Below are 19,474 nucleotides of genomic sequence, written 5' to 3'. Positions count from 1 at the left end.
GAGAAGGAAATAGCATGGCCGGAAACAGCATCGGGCAATTTTTTCGAGTAACGACCTTTGGCGAGTCCCATGGGCTTGCGCTGGGCTGTATCGTTGACGGCGTGCCGCCAGGCATCCCGCTGACCGAAGCGGATATTCAGCATGACCTCGATCGCCGTCGTCCTGGCACATCGCGCTATACCACGCAGCGCCGCGAGCCGGATCAGGTGAAAATTTTGTCCGGCGTCTTTGAGGGTGTGACCACCGGTACTTCGATTGGCCTGCTGATTGAAAATACCGATCAGCGTTCGCAGGATTATGGCGCTATCAAAGATCTCTTCCGGCCGGGCCATGCTGATTACACCTACGAGCAGAAATATGGTCAGCGCGACTACCGTGGCGGTGGACGCTCGTCGGCGCGCGAAACCGCGATGCGCGTGGCGGCCGGTGCGATTGCCAAGAAATACCTGCAGATGAAACACGGTGTCGTGGTGCGCGGCTATCTGTCACAGATTGGTGACATCGCCTGTGAGCTGAAAGACTGGAGCATCGTGGAAGAGAATCCGTTCTTCTGCCCGGATGCGGACAAGCTGGAGGCGCTGGATGAACTGATGCGCGGCCTGAAAAAAGAGGGCGACTCCATTGGCGCTAAAGTCACGGTCATGGCAGATCACGTGCCGCCAGGCCTGGGCGAGCCGGTATTTGACCGGCTGGATGCCGATCTGGCACATGCGCTGATGAGCATCAATGCCGTTAAAGGCGTTGAAATCGGCGACGGCTTTGCGGTGGTTAACCAGCGCGGCAGCCAGCATCGCGACGAGATCCGCCACGATGGTTTCCAGAGCAACCACGCCGGGGGGATTCTGGGCGGCATCAGCAGCGGCCAGACCATCAGCGCCAATCTGGCGATGAAACCAACCTCCAGCATCACCGTGCCGGGTAAAACCATTACCCGCGACGGCGAAGAAGTGGAGATGATCACCAAAGGCCGCCACGATCCCTGCGTCGGGATCCGCGCAGTGCCGATCGCCGAGGCGATGATGGCGATCGTCCTGATGGATCATCTGCTGCGCCAGCGGGCGCAGAACGGTGACGTTAACAGCTCCGTACCGCGCTGGTGATGCCATGAAGGCTCTTCTGCTTACCCTGAGTGCGCTGTTGATCAGCGCCTCCAGCCTGGCGGCGACGCCGTGGCAACGCATCCAGCAGCCGATCACCGGCGCACCGCAGTCAATCGGCGGCTTTGCCAACGGCTGTATTGTTGGCGCCGAGGCGCTGCCGCTGAATTCACCGCACTATCAGGTGATGCGTCAGGATCAGCGGCGCTACTTTGGTCATCCCGATCTGATTCAGTTTATTCAGCGTCTCAGTACGCAGGTGCATAACCTGCAACTGGGCAACGTGCTGATAGGCGACATGGGCATGGCAGCAGGCGGACGTTTCAGCAGCGGTCACGCCAGCCATCAGACCGGGCTGGATGTCGATATCTGGCTGCAACTGCCGAAAACCCGCTGGAGCGCCCAGCAACTGCTGAAGCCGCAGCCGCTCGATCTGGTCGGGCCGGGTGACAAAAATGTGATTGCGCGTCACTGGCAGCCAGAAATTGATAGCCTGATTAAACTGGCCGCCAAAGATGATGATGTGACACGGATCTTCGTCAATCCGGCGATTAAAAAGCAGCTTTGTGCCGATGCGGGTAACGATCGTGACTGGCTGCGTAAAGTGCGCCCGTGGTTTGCTCACCGTGCCCATATGCATGTGCGCCTGCGCTGCCCGGCGGGCAGTATCGGCTGTGAAGATCAGCCTGCACCGCCTGCTGGCGATGGCTGTGGCGCAGAGCTGCAGAGCTGGTTCCTGCCAAAACAGCCTGGCTCGGGCGCGCCGGTGAAACGTGAGCCGCCGCCATTACCGCCTGCCTGTCAGGCCCTGCTGGATAAACATCTACTGTAGGGGATTCCATGGATTGGTTTGTGGTCAGCCCGCTGCTCGTCGGGCTGCTGTTTTTAATCGCCATGCTCGCCGGTTTTATTGATTCAATCGCGGGTGGCGGGGGATTACTTACGGTACCTTCGTTGCTGGCGGCGGGCCTCTCTCCGGCCCAGGCGCTGGCGACCAATAAACTGCAATCGGTCGGTGGATCGTTTTCCGCCAGTCTCTACTTTATCCGGCGTGGTGCGGTCAATCTGAATGAACAGTGGCTGAACATTGCCATGACGCTGCTGGGTTCCGTGCTGGGCGCGATACTGATTCAGCGCCTGCAGGCGGATTTCCTGCGCCAGATGCTGCCGCTGTTTTTAATCGCTATCGGTCTGTGGTTCCTGCTGATGCCGCGACTCGGCGAAGTGGATCGCGCGCGCCGTCTGCATGGTCTGGCCTTTGCCCTGGTCGGCGGCGGGGCTGTGGGGTTCTATGACGGATTTTTCGGACCGGGTGCAGGATCTTTTTATGCGCTGGCTTTCGTCACGCTCTGCGGCTACAACCTTGCCAAAGCGACCGCCCATGCCAAGGTCCTCAACTTCACCTCGAACCTCGGCAGCCTGCTGTTCTTTATGTTCGGCGGCAAAGTGGTGTGGGGAACCGGCCTGATCATGATGCTCGGCGCTTTCTGCGGCGCGCGTCTGGGCGCAAGACTGGTGCTGAGCCGCGGACAGAAGCTGATCCGCCCGATGGTGGTGATTGTGTCTGCCGTCATGAGCATTAAATTACTGTGGGACAGCCATGGCAGCGCCGTTATGGCCTGGCTTGCCACGCTGCAATCGTAACCTAAAACCTAAAACCTAAAACCTAAAACCTAAAACCTGATACCGTCATGAACCCGACTCATCATTATGAACAGCTGATCACGCTGTTTGATCGCTGTTTCAGCGATGAATTTCAGACCCGTCTAATTAAAGGCGATGATGAACCGATCTATCTTCCTGCTGATGCCGAATCGCCGTGGAATCGTGTGGTCTTTGCTCACGGCTTCTACGCCAGCGCCCTGCATGAGATCTCTCACTGGTGCATCGCCGGTGAAGCGCGCCGCAAACTGGTCGATTTTGGCTACTGGTACTGTCCGGATGGCCGCGATGCGCTGACCCAGAGTCAGTTTGAAGCGGTGGAAGTGAAGCCACAGGCGCTGGAGTGGATGTTTTGTACGGCGGCAGGCTTTCCCTTCAACGTGAGTTGTGACAATCTCGACGGGGATTGTGAGCCGGATCGCATTGCGTTCCAGCGTAAAGTGCATGCTCAGGTCATGAGCTATCTGACGTCGGGCATTCCCGACCGTCCCGCGCGTTTTATTACCGCCCTGGCGGAATTTTATGGCAGGCCTTCATTAACAGCATCGCAGTTTCCCTGGCCGGACGATCTGTGATGCAGAAAGGCATTATTAAAAGAGGAATTGAGATGATCGCAGAATTTGAAGCGCGTATTCTGGCCCTGATTGACGACATGGTCGAGCATGCCAGTGACGATGAGCTGTTCGCCAGCGGTTATCTGCGCGGGCATCTGACACTGGCGGTCGCTGAAGTGGAGCAACTGGGCGAACATACGCCAGAAGCGCTGCAGATTCAGGTGACCCGCAGTCTGCAAAATGCCATTGCTGCCGGAGAACTCTCGCCGCGCGATCAGGCATTAGTGGTCGGGATGTGGGATAACCTGTTTGTTCAGGCACGCCAGCTCTCCGCGTAATGGTGCAGGGCGGCATGCCGCCCTTAGCGTCCGCTAAACGGCTTTTCCCTTCAGTAATTTCCTCACCCAGTAACGATTCGGATTGAGTGCTGCCAGGGTACTGGCATCCAGAGGCTGCGGCTCGCCCGCCAGCTGAGCTGCCAGCACTTCGGCCGCCAGCGGCGCACTGCACAGGCCGCGCGATCCCAGCGCCCCAAACAGATACAAGCCCGCAAGATCGGGTGCGTCAGCGATATCGCCGCCTGCCGCCTGCTGTGCCGGTAAATCAGCATACTGCGCCAGCGTAGCAGCATAATCCGGCACGCCGCCCACCATCGGCAGGTGATCCCGGGTGGCGCAGCGCACCCCCATTCTTGCCTCTCCGTCACTGACATCCACCGTTTCGGCCCAGCTGCTGTCAGGCAGGCAATGCAGCAGGCGGCTGCGGTTCTCCTGCTGATCCTCCTCCCGATACGCGGTTGCGGTATCGCCACGGTGATAGCTGGCCCCGATACAGTGCGTACCAAACTGCGGGCTGACGGGCGTCAGATAGCCGTCGTAACAGAGCACCGTTTGCAGCGCGTTGAGGCCCGGCGTGGAGGGAACATGGCTTACCTGACCGGCCACCGGATAGGTCGGCAGCGGGGCGCTTTGCGCAAAGTCGGCAATCGCATGACCGTTTGCCAGTACGACGGTCGGATGACGCACAGCCGGACGATCGCTGAACGTCAGCGTCCAGTGATCATCCTCCCGGGAAAGCGCGCTCACCCGGTGCAGCCAGTGAATGCGCAATCCCTGGGTCTCGCCATGCGCCAGCATCGCGGTGGTCAGCTCTGCCGGTGAGAGCCAGCCGCCTTGCGGATAGAAAATGCCGCCACAGCCATGTTCAACATTCGCCAGTTTTTCAGCTTCTGCCACATCGACGCCACAGGCGATGATTTCAGGCAGGTCCATCGCCAGCATCTGATCGATCTTCTTACGGCTTTTCTCATCCCAGCCCAGCTGCAGCACACCGCTCCAGTGATGCTCATAGGTGACGGTTAATTGATCATAGAGCCGCCGGGCAAAGCTGAATGCCGAGGGGAAAAAAGTGGCAAGTGCCGGGTCGTGCTGATTGAGCAGCGGATAGAGCGCTCCCTGACGGTTGCCGGATGCGCCCAGCGCGGGCGCCTCATCGGCGCAATAAAGCGTTACCCGCCAGCCGCGACGCAGCAGCGCCAGCGCCAGGGTGGCACTGGCGACGCCGCCGCCAATCAGTGCCACATCACGCTGCTCCGCAGCCTGACGATGATACCAGGGCTGCGCGGCGGGCAGCGGAGGCGCATCCTGCAACGGCCCGCATAGCATTTCGCGCTTCGGACCAAATCCTTTGCGGCGGATGACCGCAAAGCCCGCCTGCTGCAGACCGCGCCGGACAATACCTGCAGCCGTAAAGGTCGCGAAGGTCCCCTGCGGCCGCGCCAGTTTTGCCATCATGCCGAACAGCTCCGGCGTCCACATATCCGGGTTCTTTGAGGGCGCGAACCCATCCAGGAACCAGGCATCTACCTGACGATTCAGGCTCTCATCCAGCTGGCCCATCAGCAGGTTAATATCGCCCAGCCACAGGTCGAGCGTGATGCGGCCGCCATCAAACAGCAGACGCTGACAGCCGGGCAGGGCAGCGGGCCACTGCGCCTGCAGCGCCTCCGCCCAGGGGGCCAGTTCGGGCCAGTGCTGCTGCGCCGCAGTTAAATCTTCACGGGTTAACGGAAATTTCTCAAAGCTGATGAAATGCAGACGTTTTAAAGTGGCGTCGGGCTGTTCGCGCTGAAACGCATCGAACGCCTGCCACAGCGTCAGGAAATTAAGACCGGTGCCAAAACCGCTCTCCGCCACGATCAGCAGATCGCGCGGATGCTCAGTAAAACGCTGGGGAAAACCGTTGCCGCCAAGGAAGACATAGCGTGTCTCTTCCAGACCGTTGTCATTAGAGAAATAGACATCGCCAAACGCTCGGGAAACAGGTGTACCCTGTTCATTCCAGTTTAGCTTTGCATGTTCAACCGGGGTCAATTTCACGGTAAAGGCTCGTTTTTCAGGCAGTGGCGCGATTCTAGCGACCCGCGTGACATGACGCAAATTTACAAAAGGAAATAGCTGATCGGACTTGTTCGGCGTACAAGTGTACGCTAGAGTGCATGCCAATTAAGAAGAAGTGGATGAGGAAGATTGAATGAAACGTGCTGTGATTACTGGCTTAGGGATCGTTTCCAGTATTGGTAATAACCAGCAGGAGGTGCTGTCATCTCTGCGTGAAGGACGCTCTGGCATCACCTTTTCTGAAGAGATGAAAGATTCCGGCATGCGTAGTCACGTCTGGGGTAACGTTAAATTAGATACCACCGGCCTCATCGATCGCAAAGTTGTGCGCTTTATGAGTGATGCGTCCATCTATGCTTATCTTTCCATGGAAGAAGCGATTAAAGATTCTGGCCTCAGCGCTGAAGCGTATCAGAGCAACCCACGAGTGGGTCTGATTGCGGGTTCAGGCGGCGGCTCCCCACGTTTCCAGGTATTTGGTGCTGACGCAATGCGCAGCCCACGCGGCCTGAAAGCGGTTGGCCCTTATGTGGTCACCAAAGCGATGGCCTCTGGCGTCTCTGCCTGCCTCGCAACGCCATTCAAAATTCATGGCGTAAATTACTCGATTAGCTCCGCCTGTGCCACCTCTGCGCACTGTATCGGTAACGCCGTTGAGCAGATCCAGCTTGGCAAACAGGATATCGTTTTTGCGGGCGGCGGCGAAGAGCTGTGCTGGGAAATGGCCTGTGAGTTCGACGCCATGGGCGCGCTCTCTACCCGTTACAACGACACGCCAGAAAAAGCGTCACGCACTTATGACAATGAGCGCGACGGCTTTGTTATCGCCGGTGGTGGTGGCATGGTCGTCGTTGAAGAGCTGGAGCATGCGCTGGCACGTGGTGCGCATATCTATGCCGAAATCGTCGGTTATGGTGCCACTTCAGACGGTGCAGACATGGTTGCTCCATCAGGTGAAGGCGCAGTGCGCTGCATGAAGATGGCGATGCACGGTGTCGATACCCCAATTGACTATCTGAACAGCCACGGAACCTCTACCCCAGTGGGTGATGTGAAAGAGCTGGGTGCGATTCGTGAAGTGTTTGGCGATAACACGCCATACATCTCAGCAACGAAAGCGATGACCGGCCACTCTCTGGGTGCGGCTGGCGTGCAGGAAGCGATCTACTCGCTGCTGATGCTGGAGCATGGTTTTATCGCGCCAAGCATCAACATCACCTCGCTTGACGCGGCAGCAACCGGTATGAACATCGTCACTGAGCCGATGGAAAAAGAGCTGACTACCGTGATGTCTAACAGCTTTGGTTTTGGCGGTACCAACGCCACATTGACCATGCGTAAATATCAGGCGTAATTATTACGTCAGCACTCTGAAGGGCCGGCTTGCCGGCCCTTTTTGTTTTACAGCCCATCCGCTTTACCTCGTTCAACCCTCCGTTTTAGCCCTCCCGCTGCAGCAGCCGCAGCAATGTATCGCATCCCGCCACAATCTCGTCAGGCGTCAGTGCGGCAAAGCCCAGCATCCAGCCTTGCTGAGACGAAGGCCCGGCATAGAGCGGACTCAGACGCGGCAGCAGCAAACCCTGTTGAGCCGCCAGTGCGCTTAATCGCGCTTCATCCTGTTGCAGTCTGACAGTTACCTGTAATCCGCCGCTGCTGGTAATCGGCGTGATCCACGGCGACAGTTGCTGAGCGATTAGCGTCAGCAGCAGATCGCGACGGCTGCGATAGAGCTGACGCATCAGCCGCAGATGGCTGGCGAAATGTCCCTGTTGCAGAAAGGCGGCGGTGACAGCCTGCGGCAGCAGGGCGCTGTGTCCATCCAGCACGCTGCGTGCCTGGCCTATGGGGGTAATAAGCGCGGGCGGGACCACCATCCAGGCCAGCCGCAGGGAGGGAAACAGCGACTTCGAGAAGGTACCCAGCGTAATCACCCGCTGATGGCGATCCAGTCCCTGTAGCGCAGGGATAGGACGTTCGTCGTAGTGAAATTCGCTGTCATAATCGTCTTCGATCAGCCAGCACCGGTTGCGCTGCGCCCAGTCCAGCCACGCCAGGCGTCGCGCCAGGCTCAGCGTCACGCCGGTAGGATAATGATGCGATGGCGTCAGATACATCAGTTTTGCACTGCCGCTGGCGGGGATGGCACCTTCGGCATCGACCTCAATCCCGCGCACCTGTGCGCCGGCAGCCAGAAAGGCGTTACGCGCACCAGGATAGCCCGGCTCCTCCATCCATACCTCATCACCGGGATCGACGAACATCATTGCCAGTAACTGCAGTGCCTGTTGTGAACTGGTCAGAATGATCACCCGTTCCGGCTGGCATGCCACGCCCCGGGAAAGTGCCAGATAATCCGCGAGTGCGCTGCGTAACGGCAGGTAGCCGCAGGGATCGCCGTATCCCATTGCGGCGCTGCCCAGTGAACGCTGCACGCTGCTGCCGAGGCGTCGCCACGTGTCATGGGGAAAAGCGCGTAACTCCGGTGAACCGGCGGCGAATGCATGGGGAAAAGGGGGATCCTGACAGCCACCGGTTGCCAGTACCTGCTGGCCCCGCGCCGAGAAACGGACGGGCTGAGGCCGGGCTGGAAATGATGATGAGTGGGTGGGGATGATGATGGCAACAAAAGTACCGCGACCGGTCTCGCGTCGCAGATAGCCTTCACTTTCCAGCTGTCCGTAGGCCGCTTCCACCGTCACACGTGACAGACGCAGATCCTGCGCCAGCTGACGACTGGACGGCAACTGCTGACCAGCATGCAGATGGTGCCGGTTGATCGCCAGTCGCAGGGTAGAGCAGAGCCGCTCGCGCACGCCGCCACTGGTCTGATGCTGAAAAAGTTGTAATAACGGTGAAGACATATGGGTCTTATACCTGATGGGGAATGGGTATCAGTAAGCAGTCCACTTTGCCGTAAACTGCAGACTCACCACAACAGGAGAATCGCTATGTCATCGGTTTTACGAATTCCGGCCGCTACCCCGCAGCAAAGCCTCGACTATCTGCAGGCAAAACTCGCTTTTTACACCGACGCCTGGGATCTGGCGGAAGATCTGGAACGGCAAATCCCGGATATCGTGGTAATCGATGCTCGCGCGCCGGAGGCTTATCGCGCCGGGCATATTTGCGGCGCGATCAACTTTCCGCATCGCGAGATGGATACCACTACGACGGCCCGGCTCGATCGCAGCAAAGTTTATGTCACGTATTGTGACGGCATTGGCTGTAACGGCTCGACGAAAGCGGCCTGGAAACTGGCCTCGCTGGGATTTCAGGTGAAGGAGTTGATTGGCGGGCTGGATTTCTGGAAACGTGACGGTCATCCGCTGACCTGGGGTGATGCACCGGGCGAATGGCCAGTCGCCGCGCCCAAAGCATTCTGTGGTTGTTAACTCAGAGGACCAGCCAGAGCAAAAGGGTGATGACAACCAGAGCGACAAAGAAGCCCAGCAGGGGGCGCTTTGCCAGAGGCTGAATCGCGGGCGGCAGCGAGGCGACAAAGGGCGACCAGATCGGCTGCGGTTTAATCTCGCTGGCAGACAGCGGCTGTTCGAGAAGTTTTTCTGCCCGGTCGGCGCGACGGCTGAACAGGAAGTTCAGCAGATCCTGGGTCTGCGTTACGGTGAGCACCGTCTGCGGTGTCGCCTGAAAACGCTGCTGGCTGTAATCCTCCAGTTGTTGCCGCTCCTGCTGATCAAGCGGCTGTTTCAGGGACGCTTCCAGCAATTGCAGCGTCGATGCACTATGCTGACTCAGCGTCTGACGCACCTGCAGATACTGGGTCAGCAGCGGGAAGTGGCGCGACGGGATGGGATCACCGCTGGTCAGATTCACCAGTTTCAGCGCAGCCGTCCACAGCTTACCGGTGGATTCGCCAGTGGCAGCGGCCAGGCGTACCACCTGCTGATTCAGCGTATGGTGCTCGGCAGGCAGCAGCGTGCGATCGCTGACGCGGATCTGCTGCGGTTGAGGAATCGTCATCTGCCCGTTCTGCAGCATCGTCAGCACCTGGCGCAGCTGATCCTGGCTCAGCGCGCTCAGTACGGTCTGACCAAATTGCTGACGAATAAAGTCGCTGACGGCCTGACGGTTATTCCCTTTCGGCAGCAGATCGGTGAGCTGGGTCATCAGCTGGCGTGTGGCATGCCCATTTTGCGTCTGCGTAAGGCGGCCATTAAGGTACTGTTCCGCTGCCGGAAAATGACGCGACTGCAACTCAGCTTCACTCTTTACGCCCACTTCATGGCGTACGCCCGCCCACAGTTCAGGCGCTTTAAGATTACTGAGCGATGAGATACGCACGATCAGGCGTTCTAACGTCGTGCGCTGCGCAGGGGAGAGGGGCTGTTCACCGGCCACTGAACCGTGACGCGTTACGCCAGTTTGCGGATTGACAGATGAACGATCGCCGACCGGCACACCGGGGCCGCTGAGTGGTTGCATGGCGGATTCCTTGGGAAAACAGAACAGCGTGGGGTGCGCCGGAAAATGAATAGGCCATGATAGCAAAAGCCCCCGGGAAATCCCACGGGGGACATGCGTTTCGGCGCGAGATTTACGCTTCAGTTGTAGACTCTCTTCACTGCCATCCTCAACAGTACCCTCACTCGCCACAGCCGCTACCCGTAATCTGCCGGCCGCGCTATTCAGGCCTGTGGGTGGCTCACCGGTTTACGGCGGGATAAGGGGGTACGCAGCCGCTGCGCCAGTATCACACCGCCAAGCGTCAGACCGCCGCCAATCCAGTGGTAACTGTGTAGTTGCTCATGCAGGAAAATCACCGCGATCACCGCGGTAAATACCGGGATCAGATTCATAAAGATACTGGTGGTGCTGGCACCCAGACGCTGCACACCGTGGATCCACAGGAACGGCGCGATGATCGAAGCAAACAGACCGGCAAAGGCCACCAGCGGCAGGTTGTGCCGGTTAAGCGCCACCTCGGGGGCCAGCAGAAAGCCAGGCAACAGCAGCACGACACCGAATAAAATCTGCACATACAGGCTTTGCCAGATCGGCAGCGGCAGTGCCCAGCGTCGTGTCAGCACGCCATACAGCGCATAGGCGGCGGAGGCGGCCAGCATCAGCAGTTCACCTTTGCCCAGACCGTGATTCAGCAGCTGCATCACGTTGCCCTCACTGACCAGCCACACCAGACCGGTAAAGGAGATGATGCTGCCGAGCAGGATGCCCAGCGTCGGCGCAATCCGTAGGATCACCACGCTCAGCAGCACGGTGAGCAGGGGGATGAGGGCGCCGATAATGCCCATAAAGAGTGCGCTGACACTTTGTGCTGCGTAGTAGGCGAGACTCTGATAGAGCACCATGCCGAGCAGGCCAAGGATCGCCAGCCGCCAGAGGTGCGGTTTAATGACCTGACGCGTGCGCCAGACGCCGGGCAGCACAAAGGGCGTCAGCACCAGCAGCGCCAGTAACCAGCGGTAGAATGAGATCGCCGCCGGATCGATCGCATCCGCCGAGAGTTTGCTGACAATTGAGTTGATCGACCAGATTATTACCGCAAAGAGCGGGTACAGGAAAAACATGCTGACTCTCCACACGCCATAATGAGGCGCAGTGTACGCTTGTCCGGATTTATTCAGATAGTTAATATCGGACAAAATTAGTTGTGGAGCGGACAGAATGACCCTGAAAGTGATCTACCAGCCGCCCCTTGACGCGCCGCAACTGCGCTACTTTATGCGTTATGAGCAGGCCAATGCCCGCACCGAATATCTGCCGCATGCGCATGCCTGGGGTCAGCTCATTATGGTGAAAAGCCACGTACTGGAGATGCAGGTCGAGGGTGAGCGATTGCTGACACCGGCAGATATTCCGGTCTGGATCCCACCGGGTCAGCTTCATAGTAGCTATAACCATCGTCAGGCACAGTTCCGTACCTTTAATCTGGCGGCCCCGTTATGCGCCGATCTGCCCCGGCGCGCCTGCCTGCTGCTGGTCGATCCCATTGCACACGCCATTTTGGATGAGTTTGCTGAGCAGCAAATCGAGCAACCCGAAACGGATGCGCAGTGGCGGCTGTGCGAGGTGCTGCGCGATCGCCTGCAGCTGGCGCAGGTACAGGAGAGTTATCTGCCCACCTCTGACGATAAATTTCTGGCGCCGGTGTTACATGCGCTGGAAGCGCATCCGGGCGATAACACCACGCTGGCAGGCTGGGCGGCGCGGGTCTTTACCACCGAACGGACGCTGGCGCGGCGCTGCCAGCAGCAGCTTCATATGACCTTTGGCGAGTGGAGGCAGCGGCTGCGGTTTCTGCGCGCCATTGTGCTGCTGGAGCAGGGGGAAAGCGTGCAGAGCATCGCCCATGAGCTGGGGTACAGTTCAGCTTCGGCGCTGATTGTGATGTTCCAGCAACAGGCGGGAACCACGCCCGAACGCTACCGTGCGCGGTTAGGCTAACGCGTCGCTTTGTGCCAGAATAATTGCCTGATATGTAACTGACAGGAAAGCCGTGGTGAAAATTCTGGTCGATGAAAATATGCCTTATGCCCGTGAGCTATTCAGCCGTACCGGCGACGTGGTCGCGGTGCCGGGGCGTCCGCTGCCGGTAGCTGAACTGGCCGATGCCGATGGCCTGATGGTGCGCTCAGTCACCCAGGTTAATGAGGCCCTGCTGGCAGGAAAGCCGGTGAAATTTGTCGGAACCGCCACGGCGGGCACCGACCATATCGACGAGAACTGGCTGCAGCAGGCGGGCATTGCGTTCTCTGCCGCACCCGGCTGTAACGCCATTGCGGTGGTGGAGTATGTTTTTTCTGCGCTGCTGCTGCTGGCGGAACGCGATGGTTTCCAGCTGCGTGACCGCACTGTCGGCATCGTTGGCGTCGGTAACGTCGGTGGGCGACTGCAAAAGCGTCTTGAGGCCTGGGGCATCAAAACCCTGCTGTGCGATCCGCCGCGCGCCGATCGCGGTGATGAGGGGGATTTCCTGTCGCTGGAGGCTGTGACAGAGCAGGCTGATATTCTGACGTTCCATACGCCGCTGTTTAAAGAGGGCCCGTATAAAAGCTGGCATCTGGCGGATGCGGCCCTGCTGATGGCGCTAAAGCCTAATACTATTCTGATCAACGCCTGTCGCGGCCCGGTGGTGGACAACAGCGCGCTGCTGGAGGTGCTGAAAATGCGGCACGATCTTAGCGTCGTGCTGGATGTCTGGGAGCCGGAGCCGGATCTGTCGCTGGCGCTGCTGGATAAGGTCGATATCGCCACGCCGCACATCGCGGGCTACACGCTGGAAGGCAAAGCGCGCGGCACCACCCAGGTGTTTGAAGCCTGGTGCGACTTTATTGGTCAGCCGCAGCAGGTGCCGCTCAGTACCTTACTGCCGGTGCCGGAATTCAGTGAAATCACCCTGAATGGCCCGCTGGATCAGCCAACGCTGAAACGCCTGGCGCATCTGGTGTATGATGTGCGCCGCGATGATGCCCCCCTGCGTAAAGTGGCGGCGAAACCCGGCGAGTTTGATCGCCTGCGCAAGCAGTATCAGGAGCGCCGCGAGTGGTCATCGCTGCAGGTGAACTGCGATGACGCCACAACCGCTGAGCTGCTGAACCAGCTGGGCTTTAACGCAATCATCTCCCCGGAATAGCGGGCGCTGCAGGTCAGGCGCCCTGGCGCGGTTTCCGCACTGAATTAATCAGTGAACGGAAGGCGCGCGCTGCTGGCATGTCTGCATGACGGCGGGTTCTGGGGGGATATACCCAATGGATTTCGGGTTGCATTGAGGCGGCAAGAGAACGAATCCCGATGAGCTTACTCAGGTAAGTGATTCGGGTGAGTGAACGCAGCCAACAAAGATGCAACGTGAAAGACGACGGGGATAAATCTGAATCCCTGGGCGGTGAATATCACCGCCTTCTGTTTTTATGTCATTGTCTGGAGTAAACCAACATGTCTGACGGCTGGAATATTGCGCTACTTGGCGCGACAGGCGCAGTAGGGAACGCTGTACTGGAACTGCTGGCGGAACGCCAGTTCCCGGTTGGTGAATTATATTTGCTGGCCAGCGAAAACAGCGCGGGCGAAATCAAACGTTTCGAAGGCCGCTCGGTGCGGGTCGAAAATGCGGAGACGTTCGACTGGTCACAGGCGCAGCTGGCCTTTTTCGTGGCGGGACGTGACGCCTCGGCGCGCTTTGCCGATGAAGCGGCCAATGCCGGTTGTCTGGTGATCGACAGCAGCGAGCTGTTTGCGCTGGAACCCGATGTGCCGCTGGTGGTGCCAGATGTGAATCCGCAGGTGCTGGCAGATTATCGCAATCGCAACATCATCAGCGTGGCGGACAACCTGGTAAGCCAGCTGCTGACCGCAATTAAACCGCTGGTGGATGCGGCCGGATTGAGTCGTTTACAGGTGACTAACCTGATCTCAGTCTCCAGCTACGGCAAAGTGGCTGTCGATGCGCTGGCCGGGGAAAGTGCCCGCCTGCTGAACGGTCTTCCGGCCGATGAACACCATTTTGGTCGTCAGCTGGCGTTTAACCTGATGCCACAACAGGCCGACGCAGAAGGCAGCGTGGAGAGTGAGCGTCGCCTGATTGATCAGGTGCGTAAGGTATTGCAGGACGAAGGCTTACCGATTGCGGTCAGCAGCGTACAGGCTCCGGTGTTCTACGGTAATGCGCAGATTGTGCATATCGAAAACCTGCGCCCGCTCTCTGCGGAAGAAGCGCGTGCCGAACTGGCGCTGGCGTCAGATATTCGTCTGAGCGAAGAGGATGAAGTGCCGACGCCGGTCACGGATGCCTCAGGCAACGGCGAACTGAGCATCGGCGCTGTGCGCAACGACTACGGTATCCCGGAGCTGCTGCAGTTCTGGTCAGTAGCGGACAACATTCGTTTTGGCGGCGCGCTGATGGCGGTGAAAACCGCTGAGAAACTGGTTCAGGAGTATCTGTAACCATGTCCGATGGTCAGACGCAAAAACTGGCGCTCGGCATCGAGTATGACGGTAGCCGTTACTACGGCTGGCAGCGTCAGAATGAAGTCCGCAGCGTGCAGGAGAAGGTAGAACGCGCGCTGTCGAAAGTCGCCGATCATCCGGTCAGCATTTTTTGTGCTGGCCGCACCGATGCAGGCGTACACGGGACGGGGCAGGTGGTCCATTTCGAGACCACCTCGCAGCGGCCTGATGGCGCCTGGACGCTGGGCGTCAACGCTAATCTGCCGCCGGATATTGCGGTGCGCTGGGTGAAAGCGGTGCCGGATGAATTTCATGCCCGCTTCAGCGCCACGGCCCGACGCTATCGCTACCTGATCTACAATCAGCGTCTGCGTCCGGCGGTGCTGGCGCAGGGCGTGACGCACTTTTACCATCCTCTGGATGCAGAGAAGATGCAGCGCGCCGGGCAGTGTTTGTTAGGCGAGAATGATTTCACCTCATTCCGAGCCGTGCAGTGCCAGTCGCGTACACCGTGGCGCAACGTGATTCACCTCAACGTGACGCGTCAGGGTCCCTACGTGATTGTGGATATCAAAGCCAATGCCTTTGTGCATCACATGGTGCGCAATATCGTGGGCAGCCTGATGGAGATAGGCTGCGGCAATAAGCCGGAGTCATGGATGGCAACGCTGCTGGCGGCGAAGGATCGGACATTAGCCGCAGCCACAGCCCGGGCAGAGGGGTTGTATCTGGTGGCGGTGGATTACCCATCCCACTTTGCGTTACCACAGCCGTCGATGGGACCGTTGTTCCTCGCGGATTAATTCACTTTCAGGACTTAAAAGGGCGCGCCATGGAGTTTCTCCATTTTCTGGTTGATTTTATTCTGCACATTGATGTGCATCTTGCCGAACTGGTTGCACAGTACGGTATCTGGATTTACGCTATTTTGTTCCTGATTTTGTTCTGCGAAACCGGTCTGGTGGTGACGCCCTTCCTGCCGGGTGACTCGTTGCTGTTTGTGGCGGGCGCACTGGCGGCGTTGCCGGGTAACGATCTTAATGTGCATGTGATGGTGGCATTATTAGTGGTGGCCGCGGTTCTGGGCGACGCAGTGAACTACACCATTGGCCGCATGTTTGGCGAAAGGTTGTTCAGTAACCCGAACTCGAAGATTTTCCGTCGCAGCCATCTGGATAAAACCCATGTGTTTTATGCCCGTCATGGTGGAAAAACCATTATCCTGGCGCGCTTCGTGCCGATCGTGCGAACCTTTGCGCCGTTTGTTGCCGGTATGGGCCATATGTCCTATCGCCACTTCGCGCTGTTCAACGTAACGGGTGCGCTGCTCTGGGTGCTGCTGTTCTCCTATGCCGGCTACCTGTTTGGCGATCTGCCGGTGGTGCAGGAAAACCTGAAGCTGCTGATTGTGGGCATTATCCTGGTCTCGATTCTGCCAGGTGTGATTGAAGTCTGGCGTCATCGCCGTCAGGCTAAGCAGCAGAAGCAGCCGTAAGGCTGCGCTCAGGGGTAAGACCAGATTTTTATCCACAGTCTGAACAGGTTGTGGTTTAATGAGCGACATTTACCGTCTGCTGAAGCGGTTTTCAGCAGTATCAAGACGACTGGACCAGGTCAGTTTTAAACAGAAAGGTCATCAATGAGCTGGATTGAACGCATTCTTAATAAAAGCACCGGAACGCCTGTGCGCAAAGCCAGTATCCCGGAAGGGGTCTGGACCAAGTGTGACAGCTGTGGTCAGGTGCTCTACCGCGCCGAGCTGGAGCGTAATCTTGAGGTCTGCCCGAAGTGTGACCATCACATGCGGATGCACGCACGTGAGCGCCTCGGCAGTGTCCTCGATCAGGGCACGATGGTTGAGCTGGGTAGTGAACTTGAACCTAAAGATCTGCTCAAGTTCCGTGACTCCAAAAAGTACAAAGATCGTCTGATCGCGGCCCAGAAAGACACCGGTGAGAAAGATGCGCTGGTGGTCATGAAAGGTCAGCTGCACGGCATGCCGGTTGTTGCGGCGGCCTTTGAATTTGCCTTTATGGGCGGTTCAATGGGCTCTGTGGTCGGTGCGCGTTTTGTACGTGCGGTTGAGCAGGCGTTAGAAGATAACTGCCCGCTGATCTGCTTCTCCGCCAGCGGCGGGGCGCGTATGCAGGAAGCGCTGCAGTCGCTGATGCAGATGGCGAAAACCAGTGCGGCACTGGCAAAAATGCGTGAGCGCGGTCTGCCTTATATTTCCGTGCTGACTGACCCGACTATGGGTGGTGTTTCGGCCAGTTTTGCCATGCTGGGCGACCTCAATATCGCGGAACCTAAAGCACTGATCGGCTTTGCCGGCCCACGCGTTATTGAGCAGACCGTGCGTGAAAAACTGCCGCCGGGCTTCCAGCGCAGTGAGTTTCTGATTGAAAAGGGCGCGATTGATATGATCATTCGCCGTCCGGAAATGCGCTACAAACTGGCAAGCCTGCTGGCAAAAATGATGAACCTGCCGGCACCGCTGCATGATGGTGAACAGTCCGCTCCGGCGACGACTGAATCGGAAAGCAACGAGGCCTGACAGGAGATAGAGAGGTGCGTCCAAAGCACCTCTTACCAATGCACCGTATACCGCAGCAGCAGCCTGCCAGGTATAAATAAGCAAAACGGGACATATGGACAATCTTCACCTTCCCCAAGCCACGTCGCCTTTGGCCACGTGGCTTTATTATCTTGAGCACCTGCATACTCAGGCCATTGAACTGGGTCTGGACCGTATTCGTCAGGTAGCGCTTCGTCTCGACCTGCTGAAACCCGCTCCTTTTGTCTTTACCGTGGCCGGTACTAATGGCAAAGGCACCACCTGTCGCACCCTGGAAACGCTGCTGATCGCCGCGGGTTACCGCGTTGGCGTGTACAGCTCACCGCATCTGGTGCGCTATACCGAGCGCGTTCGGGTTCAGGGAGAGGAGCTGAGTGAAGCGCAGCACTGCGCCAGTTTTGCGGAGATTGAAGCCGGACGTGCAGATATTTCGCTGACCTATTTTGAATTTGGCACGCTCTCTGCGTTGAATCTGTTCCGCCAGGCGCAGCTGGATGTCGTGATCCTCGAAGTCGGCCTCGGTGGACGGCTGGATGCGACAAACATCGTGGATGCCGATGTCGCGGTGGTCACCAGCATTGCACTCGATCACACCGACTGGCTTGGCCCGGATCGCGAAAGCATCGGGCGTGAAAAAGCCGGTGTGTTCCGGGCGGGAAAACCTGCGGTCGTGGGTGAACCGGATATGCCGCAGAGTATTGCCGTGGTCGCACAGGAAAAAGGTGCGCAGCTGATGCAGCGCAACCGTGACTGGTCGTGGCATGCGCAGGCAGAAAGCTGGTCACTGCGTGATGCGACAGGTGAGCTGAACGATCTGCCGCTGCCGCAGGTGCCGCTGCCTAACGCGGCGACCGCGCTGGTTGCGCTGCGGGTCTCCGGGCTTGAGGTCAGTGAGGCGCAGATTCGCGCCAGCCTGCCGCTGGCGATGCTGCCAGGCCGTTTTCAGACCCTCAGCGAATCACCGCGCGTTATTCTGGATGTCGCCCATAACCCGCATGCGGCAGCGTATCTGGCGTCGCGGCTGGCGTCACTGCCGAAACGCGGCAAAGTGCATGCCGTGGTGGGCATGCTGCATGACAAAGATATCGCCGGAACGCTGGCGGCGCTGGCACCGGTGGTCGATGCCTGGTACTGCGCGCCCCTCGAGGGTCCGCGCGGCGCCAGTGCTGAGCAACTGCTGAACAACCTTTCGCAGGGCGAGGCTTTTAGTTCGGTTGAGCTCGCCTGGCAGCAGGCACGCCAGCGGTTAGCGCCGCAGGACATTGTGCTGGTCTGTGGTTCATTCCACACCGTTGCACAGGTCATGGAATCGATTGAAACGGAGAAAGGACGTGGCAAGTAAGTTTCAGAACCGTTTAGTCGGCACCGTTATTCTGGTCGCCGTTGGCGTGATTGTGCTGCCAGGGCTGCTGGATGGTCAGAAAAAGCATTACAAAGAGGAGTTTGCCGCCATTCCGCTGGTGCCGAAACCTGACGATCAGCAGGACAGCGAAATGGTGCCGCCGGTAACCCAGTCGCTGCCGGCACAGCCGCCCGAAGGCGCGGGCAATGCGGTCATCAGCAGCAATGGCAATGGCAACGGTAAAACCAACGCTACGGCAGAGCAGGGTCGGACTCAACCGGAAGACGAGAGCGATCCGGTAGTGGTTTCGCCGCCGCCGGTCCATCAGTCTGTGCCCGCACAGACGGTGACGAAGCCGAAGGTCGTTGAGCAGCAGAAACCGAAAGTAACAGAACAGCCTAAGCAGAAGCCGGTCGAACAGCAGAAGCCAAAAGCCGTGGAGCAGCCTAAACCTAAACCGGTTGAACAGCCTAAAGTGGTCGAACAGCCGAAGCAGGAAGAGCCGCCGAAAACGGCAGAGACGACAGCGCCGGCAGGGCAGGCTTATGTGGTGCAGTTAGGTGCGCTGAAAAACGCCAGCAAAGTGAATGAGATTGTCGCGCAGCTGCGGCTGTCGGGCTATCGCGCCTTTACCGTTCCTTCAACGCCGGTACAGGGTCAGATCACCCGCATTTACGTTGGGCCTGATGCGTCGAAAGCCAAAATGCAGAGTGCGGTTGGCGAGCTGAAAAGTATCTCAGGACTGGGCGGTGTCGTGAAACCCTACAGCGCCCGCTAAAACGGGCGATTGGCGCTGCCGATAGCAGTAACAGGCAGCGTCTTTTACCCCTCAGACAGCGCGTTTAATGCGCGCTGCCGCGAAAAAAATTGACGATTTTCAACGGCCTGTCCGGCTGAGAATCACCCGGGCGATAGCG

General features: G+C 58.5%; 19 protein-coding genes. 15 read left to right on the top strand and 4 right to left on the bottom strand.

Going from position 1 to position 19,474, the window contains the following annotated elements:
- Positions 1-14 precede the first annotated feature (14 nt).
- The 5 genes from aroC to LC417_RS16425 are packed head-to-tail and all read left to right on the top strand — an operon-like array spanning position 15 to position 3,651.
- Complete coding sequence (gene aroC / locus LC417_RS16445) at positions 15-1,100, top strand: chorismate synthase (RefSeq protein WP_010257950.1); 1,086 nt, start codon at positions 15-17, stop codon at positions 1,098-1,100.
- Positions 1,101-1,104: 4 nt separating this feature from the next.
- Positions 1,105-1,929, top strand: coding sequence for a penicillin-insensitive murein endopeptidase (mepA, locus tag LC417_RS16440; RefSeq protein WP_010257953.1), 825 nt, complete (start codon positions 1,105-1,107; stop codon positions 1,927-1,929).
- Between the two features lie 8 nt (positions 1,930-1,937).
- On the top strand, positions 1,938-2,741 hold the full coding sequence (locus tag LC417_RS16435) for a sulfite exporter TauE/SafE family protein (RefSeq protein WP_010257955.1): 804 nt from the start codon (positions 1,938-1,940) through the stop codon (positions 2,739-2,741).
- A gap of 47 nt (positions 2,742-2,788) precedes the next feature.
- A complete protein-coding gene (locus LC417_RS16430) occupies positions 2,789-3,334 on the top strand; it encodes an elongation factor P hydroxylase (RefSeq protein ID WP_003854284.1) in 546 nt (181 codons plus the stop codon).
- Between the two features lie 32 nt (positions 3,335-3,366).
- Positions 3,367-3,651: a YfcL family protein gene (locus tag LC417_RS16425; RefSeq protein WP_010257960.1), complete on the top strand. Its 285-nt coding sequence runs from the start codon at positions 3,367-3,369 to the stop codon at positions 3,649-3,651.
- 33 nt (positions 3,652-3,684) lie between these two features.
- On the opposite strand, the gene mnmC is transcribed toward LC417_RS16425, so the two are convergent.
- A complete protein-coding gene (gene mnmC / locus LC417_RS16420; RefSeq protein WP_223566148.1) occupies positions 3,685-5,691 on the bottom strand; it encodes a bifunctional tRNA (5-methylaminomethyl-2-thiouridine)(34)-methyltransferase MnmD/FAD-dependent 5-carboxymethylaminomethyl-2-thiouridine(34) oxidoreductase MnmC in 2,007 nt (668 codons plus the stop codon).
- A gap of 154 nt (positions 5,692-5,845) precedes the next feature.
- Here mnmC and fabB point away from each other — a divergent pair, with 154 nt between their 5' ends.
- Positions 5,846-7,066 (top strand): beta-ketoacyl-ACP synthase I, encoded by a 1,221-nt coding sequence (fabB, locus tag LC417_RS16415; RefSeq protein WP_010257968.1) that lies wholly within the window; start codon positions 5,846-5,848, stop codon positions 7,064-7,066.
- A gap of 85 nt (positions 7,067-7,151) precedes the next feature.
- Here fabB and LC417_RS16410 read toward each other — a convergent pair whose 3' ends face one another.
- A complete protein-coding gene (locus tag LC417_RS16410; protein WP_223566147.1) occupies positions 7,152-8,576 on the bottom strand; it encodes a PLP-dependent aminotransferase family protein in 1,425 nt (474 codons plus the stop codon).
- Positions 8,577-8,663: 87 nt separating this feature from the next.
- Here LC417_RS16410 and LC417_RS16405 point away from each other — a divergent pair, with 87 nt between their 5' ends.
- On the top strand, positions 8,664-9,107 hold the full coding sequence (locus tag LC417_RS16405; RefSeq protein WP_050679676.1) for a rhodanese-like domain-containing protein: 444 nt from the start codon (positions 8,664-8,666) through the stop codon (positions 9,105-9,107).
- Between the two features lies 1 nt (position 9,108).
- On the opposite strand, the gene flk is transcribed toward LC417_RS16405, so the two are convergent.
- Together flk and LC417_RS16395 are read right to left on the bottom strand one after the other, a co-directional pair.
- A complete protein-coding gene (gene flk, locus LC417_RS16400; RefSeq protein ID WP_223566146.1) occupies positions 9,109-10,158 on the bottom strand; it encodes a flagella biosynthesis regulator Flk in 1,050 nt (349 codons plus the stop codon).
- Positions 10,159-10,361: 203 nt separating this feature from the next.
- Complete coding sequence (locus LC417_RS16395) at positions 10,362-11,261, bottom strand: DMT family transporter (RefSeq protein ID WP_010257979.1); 900 nt, start codon at positions 11,259-11,261, stop codon at positions 10,362-10,364.
- Between the two features lie 97 nt (positions 11,262-11,358).
- On the opposite strand from LC417_RS16395, the gene LC417_RS16390 reads away from it, so the two are divergent.
- From LC417_RS16390 to dedD, 8 genes are all read left to right on the top strand, one after another.
- A complete protein-coding gene (locus LC417_RS16390; RefSeq protein ID WP_033772307.1) occupies positions 11,359-12,138 on the top strand; it encodes a helix-turn-helix domain-containing protein in 780 nt (259 codons plus the stop codon).
- A 55-nt stretch (positions 12,139-12,193) separates the two neighbouring features.
- The gene (pdxB, locus tag LC417_RS16385) at positions 12,194-13,327 is read left to right on the top strand and encodes a 4-phosphoerythronate dehydrogenase PdxB (RefSeq protein WP_033778724.1); all 1,134 of its coding nucleotides are present in this window, start codon (positions 12,194-12,196) and stop codon (positions 13,325-13,327) included.
- A gap of 302 nt (positions 13,328-13,629) precedes the next feature.
- Complete coding sequence (locus LC417_RS16380; RefSeq protein WP_033778725.1) at positions 13,630-14,637, top strand: aspartate-semialdehyde dehydrogenase; 1,008 nt, start codon at positions 13,630-13,632, stop codon at positions 14,635-14,637.
- Positions 14,638-14,639: 2 nt separating this feature from the next.
- Positions 14,640-15,443, top strand: coding sequence for a tRNA pseudouridine(38-40) synthase TruA (gene truA, locus LC417_RS16375; RefSeq protein ID WP_008926481.1), 804 nt, complete (start codon positions 14,640-14,642; stop codon positions 15,441-15,443).
- Between the two features lie 29 nt (positions 15,444-15,472).
- A complete protein-coding gene (locus LC417_RS16370) occupies positions 15,473-16,135 on the top strand; it encodes a DedA family protein (protein ID WP_223566145.1) in 663 nt (220 codons plus the stop codon).
- Between the two features lie 144 nt (positions 16,136-16,279).
- Complete coding sequence (gene accD, locus LC417_RS16365) at positions 16,280-17,194, top strand: acetyl-CoA carboxylase, carboxyltransferase subunit beta (RefSeq protein ID WP_010257992.1); 915 nt, start codon at positions 16,280-16,282, stop codon at positions 17,192-17,194.
- 94 nt (positions 17,195-17,288) lie between these two features.
- A complete protein-coding gene (gene folC / locus LC417_RS16360; protein ID WP_223566144.1) occupies positions 17,289-18,557 on the top strand; it encodes a bifunctional tetrahydrofolate synthase/dihydrofolate synthase in 1,269 nt (422 codons plus the stop codon).
- Positions 18,547-19,335 (top strand): cell division protein DedD, encoded by a 789-nt coding sequence (gene dedD, locus LC417_RS16355; RefSeq protein ID WP_223566143.1) that lies wholly within the window; start codon positions 18,547-18,549, stop codon positions 19,333-19,335. The genes folC and dedD overlap by 11 nt, the downstream gene beginning before the upstream one ends.
- The last annotated feature ends 139 nt before the right edge of the window (positions 19,336-19,474 follow it).

The sequence above is a fragment of the Pantoea sp. OVA07A genome, from assembly GCF_019969975.1.
Classification (GTDB): domain Bacteria; phylum Pseudomonadota; class Gammaproteobacteria; order Enterobacterales; family Enterobacteriaceae; genus Pantoea; species Pantoea agglomerans.
The sequence above is the reverse complement of the archived record's forward strand: the minus strand, read 5'-3'. Positions and strand labels throughout refer to the sequence as shown.